The 16,809-nt window shown below is 37.5% G+C and carries 12 protein-coding genes and 1 tRNA gene; 11 read left to right on the forward strand and 2 right to left on the reverse strand.

Annotated elements, in window-relative coordinates:
• Positions 1–4 precede the first annotated feature (4 nt).
• The 4 genes from F952_RS09985 (at position 5) to F952_RS10000 (ending at position 7,469) form a co-directional block, all read left to right on the forward strand.
• On the forward strand, positions 5–2,476 hold the full coding sequence (locus F952_RS09985) for a TonB-dependent siderophore receptor (RefSeq protein WP_004926851.1): 2,472 nt from the start codon (positions 5–7) through the stop codon (positions 2,474–2,476).
• 133 nt (positions 2,477–2,609) lie between these two features.
• The gene (locus F952_RS09990) at positions 2,610–3,425 is read left to right on the forward strand and encodes an RsiV family protein (RefSeq protein ID WP_004926854.1); all 816 of its coding nucleotides are present in this window, start codon (positions 2,610–2,612) and stop codon (positions 3,423–3,425) included.
• Between the two features lie 341 nt (positions 3,426–3,766).
• The gene (gene ppk1, locus F952_RS09995; RefSeq protein WP_004926857.1) at positions 3,767–5,848 is read left to right on the forward strand and encodes a polyphosphate kinase 1; all 2,082 of its coding nucleotides are present in this window, start codon (positions 3,767–3,769) and stop codon (positions 5,846–5,848) included.
• Positions 5,849–6,062: 214 nt separating this feature from the next.
• A complete protein-coding gene (locus F952_RS10000; RefSeq protein ID WP_004926860.1) occupies positions 6,063–7,469 on the forward strand; it encodes a methylenetetrahydrofolate reductase C-terminal domain-containing protein in 1,407 nt (468 codons plus the stop codon).
• Positions 7,470–7,559: 90 nt separating this feature from the next.
• Here F952_RS10000 and F952_RS10005 read toward each other — a convergent pair whose 3' ends face one another.
• Positions 7,560–8,018, reverse strand: a complete 459-nt coding sequence (locus tag F952_RS10005) for a hypothetical protein (RefSeq protein ID WP_004926862.1) — start codon at positions 8,016–8,018, stop codon at positions 7,560–7,562.
• 296 nt (positions 8,019–8,314) lie between these two features.
• Here F952_RS10005 and F952_RS10010 point away from each other — a divergent pair.
• The 6 genes from F952_RS10010 to F952_RS10035 all read left to right on the forward strand — a co-directional run bounded on the left by F952_RS10010 (position 8,315) and on the right by F952_RS10035 (position 14,003).
• Positions 8,315–8,391: transfer RNA gene (locus F952_RS10010), tRNA-Met, on the forward strand.
• A 163-nt stretch (positions 8,392–8,554) separates the two neighbouring features.
• Entirely contained in the window at positions 8,555–8,779 is a 225-nt protein-coding gene (locus F952_RS10015; protein ID WP_004926865.1) for a hypothetical protein, read from the forward strand.
• A gap of 181 nt (positions 8,780–8,960) precedes the next feature.
• The gene (locus F952_RS10020; RefSeq protein ID WP_004926868.1) at positions 8,961–9,173 is read left to right on the forward strand and encodes a cold-shock protein; all 213 of its coding nucleotides are present in this window, start codon (positions 8,961–8,963) and stop codon (positions 9,171–9,173) included.
• A 186-nt stretch (positions 9,174–9,359) separates the two neighbouring features.
• Complete coding sequence (locus F952_RS10025; protein WP_004926870.1) at positions 9,360–11,972, forward strand: type VI secretion system Vgr family protein; 2,613 nt, start codon at positions 9,360–9,362, stop codon at positions 11,970–11,972.
• Positions 11,969–12,652, forward strand: a complete 684-nt coding sequence (locus tag F952_RS10030; RefSeq protein WP_004926873.1) for a DUF4123 domain-containing protein — start codon at positions 11,969–11,971, stop codon at positions 12,650–12,652. The genes F952_RS10025 and F952_RS10030 overlap by 4 nt, the downstream gene beginning before the upstream one ends.
• Positions 12,642–14,003 (forward strand): toxin VasX, encoded by a 1,362-nt coding sequence (locus F952_RS10035; protein WP_004926876.1) that lies wholly within the window; start codon positions 12,642–12,644, stop codon positions 14,001–14,003. Before F952_RS10030 ends, F952_RS10035 begins: the two co-directional genes overlap by 11 nt.
• Here the strand turns inward: F952_RS10035 and F952_RS10040 are convergent.
• Positions 13,971–15,130 (reverse strand): IS3-like element IS1236 family transposase gene (locus tag F952_RS10040; protein WP_099046170.1). Its coding sequence is split into 2 segments (ribosomal slippage): positions 13,971–14,896 and positions 14,896–15,130, totalling 1,161 coding nucleotides; the frame shifts between segments, so codons are not numbered across the junction. The genes F952_RS10035 and F952_RS10040 overlap by 33 nt on opposite strands.
• An 83-nt stretch (positions 15,131–15,213) precedes the next feature.
• Here F952_RS10040 and F952_RS10050 point away from each other — a divergent pair.
• Positions 15,214–16,803 carry a hypothetical protein gene (locus tag F952_RS10050; RefSeq protein WP_004926880.1) on the forward strand — a complete coding sequence of 530 codons (1,590 nt, stop codon included), beginning with the start codon at positions 15,214–15,216 and terminating at the stop codon, positions 16,801–16,803.
• The last annotated feature ends 6 nt before the right edge of the window (positions 16,804–16,809 follow it).

Here is a 16,809-nt window from a genome sequence, read left to right on the forward strand (position 1 = left end):
TTATATGAAAGTGCAGGGAAAAGAGCAATCATTCTCAAATACGTATTTGGCAGTGGCAATCCGTATCACTATATTTGGATTTTGCGCAATTTCTGTTGGGTTAAATGCTTACGCAGAACAATACAATCAGGTATCAACAATACAGGAGTATCATATTGCTCCTAGTACTTTAGGTAAGGCTCTATCGAATTTTGCTTTACAGTCTGGTGTTGCACTGTCTTTTGATCCTTTACTTTTAAAGGGTATAAATAGTTCTGGTTTAAATGGACAATACCGTGTAGATGAGGGATTTCAGGAATTATTAAAAAATACCAAATATCAGATAAAACAAACATCTAGCGGATATGCTCTGGAAGAAAAACCTCAAAATAATAAACGTGTTGAGTCAGTTAAGTTGACACCACTTCTATCTAAAGCCAATCAGGACTTACATTCTTCAGGTGCTTCATCTGATGCGTTACTTCCTACAATTAGTTTAAAGGCAGAAGATAGAAGGGCATCTCTACAACAAAAATCTGGAATTTCGGCCTTAGGAAATAAATCAATACTGGATACTCCATTTTCTATTGCTGTGGTTACAAGCGAAGAGATAGAAAAGCGTGGTGCAAAATCTCTTGGACAAATCTTTGCAAATGATCCTTCGGTATATACCCCGACTACATCTATGACAACTGATTGGTGGGGAACGCAAATTCGGGGTTTGGGTGTAAGAAACTATTATGTCGATGATATTCCACTTTCTTTAGCTTGGGGTGGAGACTTTCCTGTAGAGGCTGCAGATCAAGTCATTGCTCTAAAAGGCCTGACAGGATTTATGTATGGATTCGGCTCACCAGGTGGAGCGATTAGTTATCAAACTAAACGTCCAACGTCATCTCCTCAAACCAGCTTACAAGTTGATTATCGCAATAAAAACTTGTTTTCAGCATATCTAGATAAAAGTGACTATCTATCTTCGATTGATCTCGGCTATCGATTTACCCTAGGCGGTGATACTGGTCAAGCTTACAATGATACCAAGAATAAAAGAGTCGTCAGTTCATTTGCACTAGACAAGCAATTTAATGATCAATTGAGTTGGGATGCCAATGTAATCTATGAATATAATGATCGCAAACAAGAGCCTATTCAGTTTTATCTGGATCAATATGAAATTGGGAATACCAATGTAAAACTACCTCGGGTTAACTATAATTATAGTAATTTAAATATTGATGATTCATATTACAAAACAGAAACTTTGGTCAGTTCAAGTAGTCTCAAGTGGAAACTTAATGAACAATGGAATACTAAATACCAGTTTGGCTATTCACGGAAAAAACATTTTTCAAATAAAATATTTGCAACGTTAGACAATAGTCAAGGTGACTATATAGGTAATCTTTATAATTTCGCTGGTCTCTCCCAATATTTCTTTAATCAAATAATGATGAATGGAAAATTTAAAACCAGTTGGATTGATCATGATCTTGTAATGGGCGCTGGCTATATTAAAAACTATGACACATATTCAGATTTTTTCTGGGGGGATTTTTTCCAAGGCAATCTCTATACTAAACCAGATTATCAGATTACCCATCCTAAAAATTTTGATTTGATTTCTAAAGGGAGTCCTGAAACTCAGAAATATGCGTTTATGAGTGACACGCTAAGTTTTGGACCGAAGTGGCAAGCTATCTTGGGAACACGCTATACAAAATATGAACTGGAATCTCAGGATAATACATCTAATAATTACAGGGCCAACAAAGCCACGCCAACAATAGCATTACTTTATAAGCCAATTCCTGAGTCTACAGTCTATGCAAGTTATGTAGAAGCACTTGAACCCGGAAAAAGAGTGGAGGCACCTTATCAAAATATTGGCACAATCTTGAATGCGACTATTAGCAAGCAATATGAATTAGGTTTCAAATATGAGATCGATAAATTAAGTCTAACCTCAGCGCTTTTTCGTGTTGAACGCGCTGAGTTAATGGACAGCTTTCGTAATGGTTTAAGATATCTAACACAAGATGGATTAACCAATTATCAAGGCTTAGAGTTTGATAGTAAATATAAATTGACTGACCGTCTGAAAGTGGGTTTAGGTTTTATTCATCTAGATAGTGAAATTAAACATGTATCCGAAGACAATCAATCAATTAAAGGAAACTCTCCAGCATTTACTGCAAAGTGGCAGGGTGTCATTAATTCAGAATACTCATTTGAAAGAATAGAGGGTTTATCTATACATGGCAATATTCGTTACAATGGTTCTTCTTTTATTACCAATAATAACTTAATTAAAGTTCCTGCTTATACGATTATGAATTTGGGAACATCATATAAATTTAGGTTAAATGGTTACGATGCAACTTTAAATACAAATCTTAATAATGTGTTCAATAAGAAATATTGGGCAGGTGGCGGCTATAATGCTGGTACTATTGGTGAAGAAAGGAATGGCTCAATTTCTATTAAAGTGAATTGGTAAAATGGATAATATGGCAAGATATTTTAATGTCTTGCTATATTTATTGATATTTAGTTTGTGATTTAATAAGATTTTTTACACGCGTAGAATTTGATCATTCAATTTAACCAAAATAATCTTATGAGACATCAAGATGAAGAAAACAATATTAAGTCTGACTGTCGCTTTATTTTTGCTGAACGGTTGTGCAAAAAAAGACGATAAGCCGCCCCAAACAGCATCCAAGACAGAACAAACACCTGAGTATCATGGACCCAAGGACAATGAAATTCCTGCCATGCTTGCCCATAGTTTTGCAGTAAAGCTTGAACAACCAAAAATCTGTCACGATGATAAAGATACAGAGGGGATGGTATGTACAACTACAGAAGTTATAGGGCTAAAAAGTAACATAGACTGGATAGATCGAATAATTAATAAAGAAATTCATGATTATTATGCAGATGTTTTTGTTGTACCCTCTGAAGAGCAAAAACAACTGAATCAAACAAAAGTAGAAGGCTCTAATCATTGGTCAAATAGCGTGGTCTATCGATTTAATGGACAGTTTGGCCGTTATGTTCAAATTTCAAAGGTTGCTTCTGAATATACAGGCGGAGCACATGGAATCTCTTTTTTTGAAGACTATGTCTTTGATCTAAAAAGTAAAAAACGTGTAACACTTCATGATATTGTGATTACAGGAAAAACGGATAAACTTAAAAACGCATTATGGAAACAATATGAATACTGGTGCAATGACAATCAGATGCAACCTTTTATTGCTAAAGAAGATTTCAATATAAGCAATAATTTTTATATCAATCAGAATGGTGGTGTGACTTTTGAATACCAGCTTTATGAGCTTGCGCCTTACGCCGCTGGTCCTGTCAGTTTGGAATTAAATGAAACAAAAGATCTAATTAAATCTGATTTCATACCTGATATGCCAACTTTAAACAATGAATAACACTTGTTTTAGACATCTGACACAATGATCAGGTGTCTGTCTAAATACAGAACTCAAGAAACTAATTAAAATTGATAGCGATAAAACATCGTTAACGTTATTAGATGTGCCAATTTAAAATTTAGATTGTCTCAGATACATATCAATTAATCAGATAACAATCATACTTGAAATTGTTTTGCTTACATTTATAGCATTTAAATTAGTCTTTTCAGTATTGTAACTCGTTTGTAACAATTCTGCGTAAAAATATAATTCATAAATAAATCTTAGACTTATTAACAAGCGATTAAATCTGAGATTTAAAAATTTGAAATACAAAATTAGGTCATGAGAAGCGTATGAGTTTATTATCAAAATCAGTTAAGCCCTCTAACCATAATCTGAAAACTTATATCAATCGTGAGCTTTCATTACTTGAATTTCACAGAAGAGTATTGGCTCAATCGCAAGACCCTGATTTCCCTTTATTAGAACGATTAAATTTTCTCATTATTTTTTCAAGAAATTTAGATGAATTCTTTGAAATACGAGTAGCGGGTTTAAAACAACAGCTAGAAATTGCGGAACATAGAACTGGGCCAGATGGGATGCCGCTTCAAGAAGTTCTAAACCAAGTTTCAAAAGTGGCGCATGAGGCTGTAACAAAACAATATGAAATACTGAATAATCAAATGCTGCCTCAACTTAAAGAAAATGGCGTTCATTTCGTCCAACACGAAGCAATCCTTGAAAAGCATAAGGCATGGATTAAAGAATATTTTATAAATGAAGTTCAACCAGTAGTTACACCAATTAGTCTGGATCCATCACATCCATTTCCAAGATTAGTTAATAAAAGTTTAAATTTTATTGTGACTTTAGAGGGGAAGGATGCCTTTGGTCGACAAATTGATCTTGCCGTGGTGCCTGCACCAAGATCATTGCCAAGATTAGTCAAATTACCAAAGGATATTTCAGGGCTTGAAGAGCATTACATTTTACTCTCGGCGATTATACAAGAGCATATCAGTGACTTATTTACTGGTATGAAAGCAACAGGTTGCTATCAATTTAGACTTACCCGAAATGCAGATTTATCTGTTTCTGAAGATGTTGAAGACTTGGCAACTGCGTTAAAAGATGAATTATCTTCTCGTCGTTTTGGTAAAGCTGTGAGACTTGAAGTGAGTCATAAATGCCCTTCAAAAATTGCTGAATATTTGATGAGTCAATTTGATCTTAAAGCTGAAGATTTATATTACATTCAAGGTCCAGTCAATCTTGCACGGTTTATCTCAAACTTTTCAATTCCGGCGTTACGATTTTTACCTTATATTCAAAACCTGCCAAAACCTTTGTATAGTAAAAAACCATTTTTTGAGATATTAAAAAAAGAAGATGTGTTACTACATCATCCTTTTGACTCATTTGCACCCATCATTAAACTTCTTAAAGAAGCAGCAAGTGATCCTCATGTGTTAGCGATCAAACAAACATTGTATCGTAGTGGCGCAGATTCTGAAATTGTGCAAATCCTTGCAGAAGCTGCCCGAAATGGCAAAGAGGTGACGGCTGTTATCGAACTTCGCGCTAGATTCGATGAAGAATCTAATATTGAAGTTGCCAATATCTTACAAGAAGCGGGTGCGTTAGTGGTTTATGGTATTGTTGGTTATAAAACGCATGCCAAAATGATTCTTATCGTCCGACGTGAGGCAGATGTCATTAAACGGTATGTTCATCTTGGAACAGGCAATTACCACGCCACCAATGCTAAAATCTATACAGATTATGGGCTTATTACAGCAGATGATGCTATTTGTGAGGACGTACATAAAATCTTTATGGAGCTTACAGGTATGGGGAAAATGGCAAAACTGAAAAAATTATTTCATGCGCCATTTACACTTCACTTGCATCTAATCAATTTAATTGATCAGGAAATCAAAAACGCTAAAGCAAATAAAAAGGCATCGATAATAATTAAGGTCAATGCATTGACCGAGCCACAGTTAATTCAGAAGTTATACGATGCCTCACAAGCTGGCGTAAAAATTGATCTAATTATTCGTTCAATCTGCTGCCTAAGACCACAAGTCAAAGGCTTATCCGAGAATATTCGAGTGCGTTCAATTGTTGGGCGTTATTTAGAGCACACGCGTGTATATTACTTTTATAATGATGGTGAAGAGCTTTTATATTGTGCAAGTGCTGATTGGATGGGGCGTAATTTATTCTCAAGAATTGAAACCTGTTTCCCCATCGAAAATAAATTTTTAAAAAGTCAAATTATTGAACTTGGTCTCATGAATTACTTAAAAGATAATCGTCTTGCCTGGGAATTGGATTCAGAAGCGAACTGGACAAAAATCACACCCCTAGACAATGAAGTCATTCATATTGCTCAGCAACATCTCATGGACTCAAAAGTGGTGAGGTAACAGAACACCGAACACATACTTGTAAGATTTTCATGGTTTTTTCTAATAATTAAAATTTTATAATATGAGTTTCATTTTTAAAGATTTTGATTTGCGTGTTGCCTTGTCATTAAAAGGATCATACCCATACTCAAGTATGGCGGGTTTTACTTTGAGGAAGGATAACTTATAATAAACACTTAAATTTTTTCATGTTTAAGTTTATTTCTCCTTAATGATGTCTTCATTGTCTGAATGCCTAGACCAAAAACAGTTTTGTATTTTGGTTGAATATTTATGTTCTGTAAAAAGCCCCTTAGCTGTAAGAAAAACCTTGGCTAATTTTCCAGCCATGATGACTTTGGCTGATCGCGTACATGCAGATAATGATCCAGCCCCTTTAGACTTAGCGACAAAATATCCTGATACGGTTGATAAGCTTATACATTTTTCGGGCAAAGCACGAGATATCAAAGACCTTGAGAGATTTTTAAATGACCTGGAAAATACAACAATACGTAACCTGCTTTTGGTGACAGGTGATAAGCTCAAAAGTCATGATTTTGGATATGAAGTTGCAGCACAGCGTACTCGTTATTTAGAATCTGTAAGTGCCATCATGGCCGCGAAACAACGTCAGATTTTTAAAATAGGTGTAGCATTTAATCCATTTAAATACACAGAAGCAGAATCAGATGCTCAGTACCTAAAGCTGCACAAAAAAATAAAAGCAGGTGCAGATTTTCTCATTACACAACTTGGGTTTGATGTAGAGTGTTTACAACAGACTCAAGTATTTCTACAAAAAAACTATCCGAACTTTTCAGCGCTTGCATGTGTTATGCCACTCACATTAAAACGCGCACAGTTTATGGTGAAAAATCGGGTCGCTGGAATTGTGATATCGGATCATGTCTTGCAAACATTGGAGAAGGAATACCAGTCTGATCCAATTCAGGCAGAGATCAATGTTTATGCCCGCTGCGCATTACAAATATTAATTTGTAAACATTTTGGCTATGCAGGTGTTCATTTGTCTGCTTGCCATAAAGAAGATGAACAAAAAAAACTTGAGCAAGCATTAAAAGTATTTGAAAATTTTTCTTTAAACGAATGCCAGCAAGCATGGAAAGATTTATGGCAAGCTGATGCCCAAGGCGACTTTAAACCCAATGTGAAAATATCTTCAAAGCCAGTTACTCAAACTCAAATTTTGAAATACAAAAAGATGCATACGATGCATCGTATGTTTTTTGAGTCAAAAATGGCGCGAACTATTGGTCATTTCGTGTTCAAACCATCATTTTGGAATAGATCGAATGCTCAAAATATTTTGCTTAAAATTGAGCACTCAAGCAAACATCGTTTAGTGGGCTGTGAGAGTTGTGGGGAATGTCGATTGGGCGATACGCTCTACATCTGCCCAGAAACTTGTCCTAAAGGTTTGGCAAATGGCCCATGTGGCGGAACCTCTTTAGACCGTTGTGAGTTTGAAGACCGTGAATGTATCCATTCAGTGAAAGCACGCTTAGCGAAAAAAATTCATCAAACAGAAATTCTAAAAACTAAACTGATACCCGCTATTTCTATAACTACACGTCACACCAGCTCATGGAAAAGCTGGTTTACAGACACAAAATGACGCAAATAAAGTTAGTTTTAAATTTTAATCCTTTTAATATTGGTCTGAGCTACTAACGATAGCAATGCTAGTAAAGCGATAACATAACCCTCATGAAGTGGTAAATTTTAGAATTGTTCCCATAACCAGAATTGTTGTTGCTCCGAGCTCAACAATAATGAGAGATAACATCATCAAACTCATACACCAGCTTGGTATTACATAGTTTCCTAACTGGTGGGGTTGTTTAAATTGGTTACTTGTATCTTTAAGTAGGCCGTGCAAGATGTAAGCGAGTATAGAAAATGCAAAAAAGAATAAATTTGCCACGACACACAAAAAAGTTAAGTGGTTACTAAGCACTGTAAAATAACTAAGTACAGCCAGAATTAAACTTGCGGTCGCATAAAGCAAGCTACTACGATGTGCAATATCAACGTAATAATGTGCTCTCGCGTGTTCGCTATGCCGAATTTGATAATACTTCCATACACCAGTCAGCATACCTACCCATAAAAAAATACCGCTAAATACGATGGCCCATTGTGTTGCAAGACTCAAAATATGCATTCTATCTTCCTGAAAACTTAGTTTTTTGATTTATAAAATAGGCAATAATTTATTGCACTCTGTAAAACTCTAAAAATTACTATCCTAAAATTAATATAAAGTTGTTCCGCTTAGTCTCATCACCCATAAATTAACCATCACATTTTGCCTATATTTTGATTGGATACCAGCGATCAAAGCCACCCTATGTTTGTTCATTTTTTCTAAAATTTGGCTATATTGGGTCCAAATAAGAAATTTTTAAAGAAAATTGTATTTGACTTATAAAAATTAAGCGCGTATAAATGCCTCTCCTTTGCGGGGTGGAGCAGTCTGGTAGCTCGTCGGGCTCATAACCCGAAGGTCGTTGGTTCAAATCCGGCCCCCGCATCCATATTTTTATGCTCTGTGATATTTTAACTTTTCTAATATGTGAGAAAAGCGATTGGCTTCAATAATCCTAAAAAAGCCAATAATTATTTATTTTCTGAAAACTTTATATTCAATCTAGTCAAGTAAGTAAAGAAAAAGCACAAGAGCTCTTAGTTTGAGTCAATATGATTGTGAATAAATTAAATGAATGGCGTATTGCTACTTCAACAAATGGCCATGAAATACAAGTTAAAGTTATCCCTCTTAAACGTATTCAAAATGCTTTAACGGGTAAGACTTGGGTTGAAGTTGGAAAAGCGATCCAATTAAAGTCTGGAGAAGAAGTTGGGCTAAATCTAGACGGCAAAAGTTTCTATGCATCTTACAACCAACTCTATAGATTAAATTAATTTATAAAATAGGTTGAAAAGGGCGAAGAACCCTGTATAGTGGAGCGACACTAAAAAAGATATTCGTGTTTCCATAAATTTCTGCTTTATTTCGTAGTTTTATTTTTAATCCTTCGTTTGTAAAAGATATTTATCAGTTTCATCGTATATTTTTTATGATTTTTTTAACGAGGATGATTAAATGAGTAATACTATTCAAGGTACAGTAAAATGGTTTAACGAAACTAAAGGTTTTGGTTTCATTAGTTCAGATTCAGGTGAAGACGTTTTTGCACACTATAGCGAAATTTCAAATAGTGGCTTCAAAACACTTCTAGAAGGTCAACGTGTTGAATTCTTAGTTGTAAACGGTAAAAAAGGTTTACAAGCAAGCAATATCAGCATTGTAAAATAAGTAAAACTTTAAAAAGTTTTAAAGCCTTATATTTTAAAATATAAGGCTTTTTTTATGAAAATAATTTTATATTAATGTTTTTATTGAATAAATTAAATTTTAAAAATAGATATACAAATCTGTATAGAAAAAAGTCGAACTGTTTAGTAAAATTCGTTGCAAGTATGAGTTTTATTGATAAGAACAATGTCATTTCATCTATTTGGCGCATTAGAACGCTTAGGGTTGAGTGCACAACAGCGTGCCTTGCATCTTACCCTCTCAGATGTTTCCCTGAATAGTCAGGTCTACTTACAACGCATACAAGGGCAGCAGCATCTTAATCAGGGCAGTAGCGCCGAACTCATCTGTTTTTCCAGTTATGCACATTTGCCGCTTAAACAATTTATCGGCTGTCAGGCCGCAGTCGATCAGGTCACCGATACAGGACAATTATTCCGTAGCAGTGGCATCATTACCGCCGCAACCCAGGGCCAGAGCGATGGAGCACTAACCCTTTACACCCTGACCTTACAAGACCCAACTGCACTGTGGCATAAACGCCGTAACAGTCGTGTCTTTATGAACAAAAGTGTACGCGACATCAGCGAAATCCTGTTTAAAGAATGGCAGAATAAAAGCCCGCTGTTTGCCGCCAGCCTGACCCTCGACACATCAGGCCTCAGCCGAGACTACGACATCCGTCCATTTAGCATGCAGGCCAACGAAACCGATTACGACTACCTGACCCGACTGTGGCGTAGCGAAGGTATCAACTGGTTGATTGACGAAGCACAACTGATAGTGCCCAGTATAACCAGCCCGATCCAGCCCCAAATCCTTCGCCTGATTGATGACAATACTGCCTATCAACCCTTACCACGCACATCACTGCGCTACCAGCGTAGCAGTGCCACCGAACCTTTCGATAGCATTACCCAATTCACTGCAACACGCAGCTTGCAGCCAACCTCAGTCTACCTGCAACGCTGGCAAGCCGATGCCTTACAACAACAAGAAGGCAGTGGCAGCGTGCAAAGTACCCAACACCACAGTCAGCACTATGACAATGCCAGCCTCAATCTGGAAGATGCCTGGCAGATCAGTCCAGCATGGACACAGGATTTAAATGGTGAAGATCAGGTCACTGCCTCAAGCAATACCCAAATTGAACAGCTCAACCAGCAGATTAACGCCTACCACCACCTGCAAAGCAAACAATTTACCGCAACTGGCAGTGTCCGTGATGCACAAGTCGGTTACTGGTTCCAGCTAGATGGACATCCAGAACTGGATCAACACAGCAACGAAGAACGACAACTGCTGATTATCAGCAAGTACTACCATAACCAGAACAACCTGCCCAAAGAACTGGCACAACAAATACAGCATCTGTTACCACAACAGCCCAACTCAAAAGAACAACGGCATAGCACTGAACTCACGCTGGTACGACGCAACATCAAAACCGTACCTGAATACCATCCACAACAGCACCAGCCCCAGACCCATCCCCAACGCGCCAAAGTGGTGGGACCCGAAGGTGAACAAGTGCATGTCGATGAATGGGGACGCATCAAAGTCCGTTTTCTGTTTACCCGCAGTGAAGACCATAGCCACGATGGTGGCGCAGGCAGTAATGACAACGATACCGATTCGGCCTGGGTCGATGTACTGACCCCATGGGCAGGCGAAGGCTATGGCGCCCGCTTTTTGCCGCGCATCGGCGAGATCGTGGTGATCGACTACTTTGATGGTGATATCGACCGGCCCTTTGTGCTTGGACGCATTCATGAAGCCGAACGTAGTCCGACCAAATTCGACATCAAAGGCCAGTTACCGCATACCCGACACTTAAGTGGCATTCGCTCCGAAGAAATTCAGGGCAGTGGCTACAACCAACTCCGCTTTGATGACACCACAGGACAGATCAGCAGCCAGCTCCACAGCAGCCATGGCGCAACCCAGCTTAATCTGGGCAATCTGAGCCATCCCAAAGAACAACTGGAAAGCGAGGGCCGAGGCGAAGGCTTCGAACTACGCACCGACCAGTGGGGGGCCGTCCGGGCAGGCGAGGGACTACACCTCACCACCCACAAACAAGAACAGGCACAGGGCCAGCACCTAGATGCCAAAGAGGCCAGCCAGCAGCTCGAAAGCAGCCTGAACAATGCCAAAGCCTTAAGTGAAGTGGCCAAGAATCAGCAGACCGACCCGCTTGAAGTACTGGACAACCTCAAACAATTCCTGAAACAAATCGAACAACAAGACCAGAACAAGGCAGCTGCCTTTAAACAAGCGCTGATGATCTTAAGTGCACCTAGCAGCATCGCCATGAGTAGCAACCAAGACATCCATCTGAGTGCAGACGGACAACTGAGCCAGCACGCAGGAGAAAGCCTGAGCTTCAGCACACAAAAAAGTTTAATTGCCCATGCCAGTGACAAGATTAGTTTATTTGCAGCACAGCAGGGTGCCCGCCTGTATGCCGGCAAGGGCAAGATCGAGTTACAGGCACAGGGAGATGGCGCGGATCTGATTGCACGGAAGGATATTCAGATTATTTCTACGGAGGATGTAATTAATATATCAGCTCAAAAAAGAATTTTGATTACCGCAAAAACGTCTCAGGTTGAAATTAATGAGCAAGGAATCATTCTTAGAACAGGTGGTAAAGCCGAATTTAAAGCGGGGCAGCATGTGTTTATGGGGGGACAAAATATAAATGAAACAATTTTGGACTTACCTGAATTAAAAGATTGTGAATATAAAATGAAAGATGCTGCCTCAACTGGTAAATCAAGCGTGAGAATAAAATGATTAAGGGTAAGTTAAATTTTGAGGATTTTCAGAAATTTAATTATATATTGTATGACCAGTATTTATTTAGAAATTTACTGAGTATTTATGAAAATGAAAAAGTAAAGTATAAAATTTTAGCAATTAATGTTTTTAAAGAAAAACGGGTTGCTCCAATAGTGATACATATAGATTCGATGAGTTCAGCTTTATTGCAAGATTATTATGAAAATATTTATTTAATAGAACAAACTGAATATCTCAACAAATTTGATCAGATGGGTTTGGTGCAAAATCTGATTAAGACTGATTTAAATCTAGATAATTTGGCAGAACAGTTAACAAAATTGATGCTCATAAATAAAAATACTTTGTTTAGATTTTATGACCCTCGAGTACTTATACATTTGTATATGTCAAAAGGTCTTCAGATTTTAAATACTGATATTGATCGTTGGCTCAAACGATATTTTTCAATTTTTGAAACATGGTCATTTGATTTAATGGAGCATTCTTTTGAAATAAATGCCGTAGATTTTATCTCTGAAAAATCTACTCAAAAGTCTAAAATACAGCTCGAAAATTTTGATCAAATTAATTCCAGGACAAAAGAATTTTCCAGAAAAAATGTCGATTTCCAAGCCTTAATAGACTTCATGGAAAAACAATATTTAGCTTTTGAGGTGAAAGATGACAGATAATAACGTCGCAGAAAAATATAGATATGATCGTTGTGAAACTTGCGAGCGTTTAGGTTCATTTTACCCAGTTCGGATAGCAGTCGCCTTAGATACTGAAAATTCTGATGAATTTAAAGTTAAAGATATTTTTGCGAAAAAATTACCTGCTTTACCTAAAGGTTTAAAATATGTCTATAGAAGACTAAATGAAGGGTATTTGTACGCCTATGCCAAAGAATGGCGTGTAGGACATTACAATGATATGAATTTACATGCCTACAATGTCAATGCCAATGGTTTTATTAGTGCCATGGATAAAGATAGGATGGGTGTTCAGCCTAAAGCTAAAGATTATGTTTGTTTTATAAATCCTGTTACCAATAAACAAAAAACAAGTTCTAATGCAATGTTACTTGATTTGTTTCCAAACAAAGATGTTTCACCAGTCGTAGATTTATTTTATTCAAGACATCAACTCAGCATTGAAAGTTGTAATCAATTTGAAACTGATGAAAATTTACGTAAGAAGATATGTAGTCAGATTAACGTTAGTAAGCCAACAGATTATCAACTCCCATATATTGACTATATGTCTTGTCTTGAAAATAGCACACAAGATCAAATTGAAGTGGTCAAAAAATTAGTTCCTTGGGAAACTGATTTAATCAAAGATATTGCTAAATACCCATTTCATGAAACAGATGAATTTAGCGATGAAACTGGGGAAAACACTTTTAATTTTCAAGCAATCAAGACCGATAAAAATAATAAACCTGTATTAGATCCTAAAACCAAAGAGCCAGTATTTGATGAGTCAGCTCCTGCTGTTCCGTATGTAACATCAAAGGAGCGCGTTATTGTCTTTAATGATCCTGTAGGAATTTTAGAAGATACGCTGTCTATTATTAATTATTTGGCAGAAAAGATTAGAACGCCTGAGGAAGAACGGCTTTATCAAAGTGCGCTACAAATTATCAAACTCAAAGGTTTGATTAAAGCAAAAATTCACAGCGAAAAATATTCAGATCTCTGGAATCTATACGGTTTCCGCTATGGCGCTGAACATATGCTGGATGGTGTTCCTGAACAGGATAAAGCCAATATTCATGTGCCTATGTTTCCTACTCAGGATCAAGCAGAGCAAGCTCAGAAGAGTTTTGAGAAAATCCATGATAATATGATGTTGAAAAGACAACATTACATGGAAAACTTCTTTGATTTTGAAGAAAAAGATATTATTCAACTCACCAAAGATGTGAATGAGGAGTTTGCAAACGAATGGAATAAAAAAAGCTTTCTGGGAATGGTAGATAGTTTTTCCGATAAACTCAAACTGATCCTAGACAGTATCGTGGACAACAAATCCCTCTAAATTCTTGAAATATTTCTGTTCAAAGGCTTCTGGGCTTAACCAGCCGTTTGTAGAATGTCGTCTGATTCGATTGTAATAAATCTCAATATAGTCAAACAAGACAGCATTCGCTTCTTTTCGAGTGGCAAACACACTGCCATGGACCATATGACCTTTCAATGTATGAAAGAAGCTTTCGGTCACTGCATTATCCCAACAGTTTCCCCTGCGTGACATACTTTGAACGCAGTTATTCGTCAATAATAGCGCCCTAAAATCACGACTACAGTACTGTGAGCCTTGGTCCGAATGTACCATGACACCCATTGGATACCCCTGACGAGCCATTGCATAATGAAACGCATCACACACCAATTGACGGTCTATTCGATGGCTGGTTTGCCAACCGACAATACGACGGCTGAATAGATCCAGCATCACACATAAATACAGCCAACCTTGCTTAGTACGGATATAGGTAATATCCGTTGTCCAGATCTTATTGGGTTCATTGACCGTAAATTGACGATCCAACAAGTTAGGCGCTGTAGGCAAACGATGGTTTGAATCAGTCGTATGCTTGTATTTACGTGCAATTTTGCTCCGTAAACCAAGTTTTTTAAGCATTCTTCCAACGGTTCGTTCGCTCATGCTGTAACCTAAATCATGCATGTCATGTACCAATGAAGGTGCACCCAATCGTGCATGATGCTGCCAATACACGGCTTTTAAATCATTATATTTCTGCGCTAGATTGGTCTGGCGTTTTCGCCAGGCATAATAGCCTGAAGTGCTGACACCCAGGCATTTACAGGCAGAAGATACAGTGACTTCATTCACATCCAGATCTTGAATTACCGTGTACTTTTCTTGGCATGATCTGTCAGAAAGTACACATGCGCTTTTTTTAAGATGTCATTGGCTTCCCTGAGCTGTTTGACTTCTTTCTCTAATTCCAAGATCCGCTGTTGTTCTGGTGAAAGTTGACGTTTGCTTGAACCCACTGGATTGGCTTCACGAATCCATTTGTCTAAAGTTGAATAACCCACACCTAATTTCTGGGCGATTGTAGCTATAGGCTCGTGTGAGTTTGAAAGTGCATAATCAATTGCTTGCTGTTTAAATTCAGGACTAAAACGTTTGGCCATTTCTTGGATCTCCAAAGTTAACGTTACGTTATCTTTAGAGGGAAGTACTGTCCATTATTTTGGCTAGGATCAAACAAAAGGCCATGGAGGATTGGCTAGAGGCGCAAGCACAAAAGATACTCAGCTATGGTAAAACAGAAATTGAGCCAATCATCAAATTTTATATTGAGTGGCTTAAGTCAGATACTTTATTGAACTACATGGAGAATGCTTTTGATCATAAAAGTCCATTTTCTGCGAGTAATTTTATAACGATTAACTCCCGAATTGTTGGTAATGCGGATACCCTAGAACTATGTTCGAAATATTTTGCAGAGTTGTTACAGGAGGCGAATTATAGCAATCGGAAGAATTATCTGCTGAGAACTTTTATCTTTGATTCTAAATCTTTGCAGGATACCGTGAACTCGGTGAATGATTTTTTAGGTAAAAATCAGATCACGACTTTAGCATTTGCCGGAACACAATTTTTTGATGAGAGTAGTATTACGCAGCATGACAATTATAAAGAACAAGTTAAAACGATTAAAGAAAGCATTAAAGTAAAAATTGATATTTTTTCCGAACAAATCGGTGGCACAGTGGCACGTGTATTTCATGGGCGTGCTAATCAAACCCCAGATGCCGCCAAAACAGTGGCAATGAAAAGCTTTGAGGTGTTTTCTGGGAAAACATTAACAACAAAAGCATATGCCGGAAAGTTAACCGATATTATTCAGCAAATTATGCGCGATTCGCCTATTAACTTTGATGAGGCTGAATCTCGACAAGCCAAGAAAAACGCTAAAAATGCCTTTAAAGTTAATTTAAAAAAAGCATTACTGGAAAATTTTAATACAGACATAGATTTTCACCGTTTAGGAAAAATGCGGACCAAAGTTTATATGGTCTTGCATCTGGATACTCAACAGTTAGCCAAGATTAATCCCAATATGACTCAGGCTCAAATCAGTGAAGCCATGCATGGAGCAGTGCGAGGTTCTGGACAAGTTGTAGCAGATAATAAAGTTGCTGGTGCTTTGGAGCAAAGTAGACAATTAAACCAGTTAGAGGGGCAAAGCCAAAAAGTTTTTGCTCGGCAAGGTACGGGTTTTGGTTTTGGTGTATTTGCGTTTGGTTTACAGTCGTTGGCATTAATTAGTGCAACGCAAGGGGTGGCAACGGGTGTTAATGTACAAACAGGGATGAACTTTGTTGGGGTAATTGCGGCTACTCTAGGTAATGTTGCTGATGTGATGGATCGACAATTACACATGAAGATAGCGCAGATTGGGGAAACGGCTAAATTAACTTTTTTAAAAGGTTGGGCTAAGAGAATTGCTATAGGTGGTTTGTATGGAGGGGCAATACTTTTAGCTGCTGTTGAGGTACTGAAAGGAAATGATGCATTAAAGAAAGATCAATACTTCATTATGGCGTCATATTATGTAAATGCTGTTGTGATTTTTTTCACAACTCGTGCTTTTATTAATAGTAGTACCATGCTTCTGGGTTTACGTGGCGGTTATTGGGGGTTAATTTTAATTGGTGTTTCGATTGTTATTAGTTATGGCATTGACCTGTTGAAAGAAAGAGAAATACGTAATTTTCTGGAAGCATCAGGATGGGGAACAAAGAGTGAAAATTGGACCCAAGCCCTCGAAAAAACTGAATTTGAAAAGATTTACGAGTAAGCATAC

This window comes from Acinetobacter baylyi DSM 14961 = CIP 107474 (genome assembly GCF_000368685.1).
GTDB lineage: Bacteria > Pseudomonadota > Gammaproteobacteria > Pseudomonadales > Moraxellaceae > Acinetobacter > Acinetobacter baylyi.

Bases quoted from the DNA above. Each gene is read 5' to 3' on its own strand.
- F952_RS09985 (WP_004926851.1), top strand. From the start codon at position 5: ATGAAAGTGCAGGGAAAAGAGCAATCATTCTCAAATACGTATTTGGCA.
- F952_RS10000 (WP_004926860.1), top strand. From the start codon at position 6,063: ATGATGTCTTCATTGTCTGAATGCCTAGACCAAAAACAGTTTTGTATT.
- F952_RS10030 (WP_004926873.1), top strand. From the start codon at position 11,969: ATGATTAAGGGTAAGTTAAATTTTGAGGATTTTCAGAAATTTAATTAT.
- ppk1 (WP_004926857.1), top strand. From the start codon at position 3,767: ATGAGTTTATTATCAAAATCAGTTAAGCCCTCTAACCATAATCTGAAA.
- F952_RS10020 (WP_004926868.1), top strand. From the start codon at position 8,961: ATGAGTAATACTATTCAAGGTACAGTAAAATGGTTTAACGAAACTAAA.
- F952_RS10005 (WP_004926862.1), bottom strand. From the start codon at position 8,018: ATGCATATTTTGAGTCTTGCAACACAATGGGCCATCGTATTTAGCGGT.
- F952_RS10050 (WP_004926880.1), top strand. From the start codon at position 15,214: ATGGAGGATTGGCTAGAGGCGCAAGCACAAAAGATACTCAGCTATGGT.
- F952_RS10015 (WP_004926865.1), top strand. From the start codon at position 8,555: ATGATTGTGAATAAATTAAATGAATGGCGTATTGCTACTTCAACAAAT.
- F952_RS09990 (WP_004926854.1), top strand. From the start codon at position 2,610: ATGAAGAAAACAATATTAAGTCTGACTGTCGCTTTATTTTTGCTGAAC.
- F952_RS10035 (WP_004926876.1), top strand. From the start codon at position 12,642: ATGACAGATAATAACGTCGCAGAAAAATATAGATATGATCGTTGTGAA.
- F952_RS10025 (WP_004926870.1), top strand. From the start codon at position 9,360: ATGTCATTTCATCTATTTGGCGCATTAGAACGCTTAGGGTTGAGTGCA.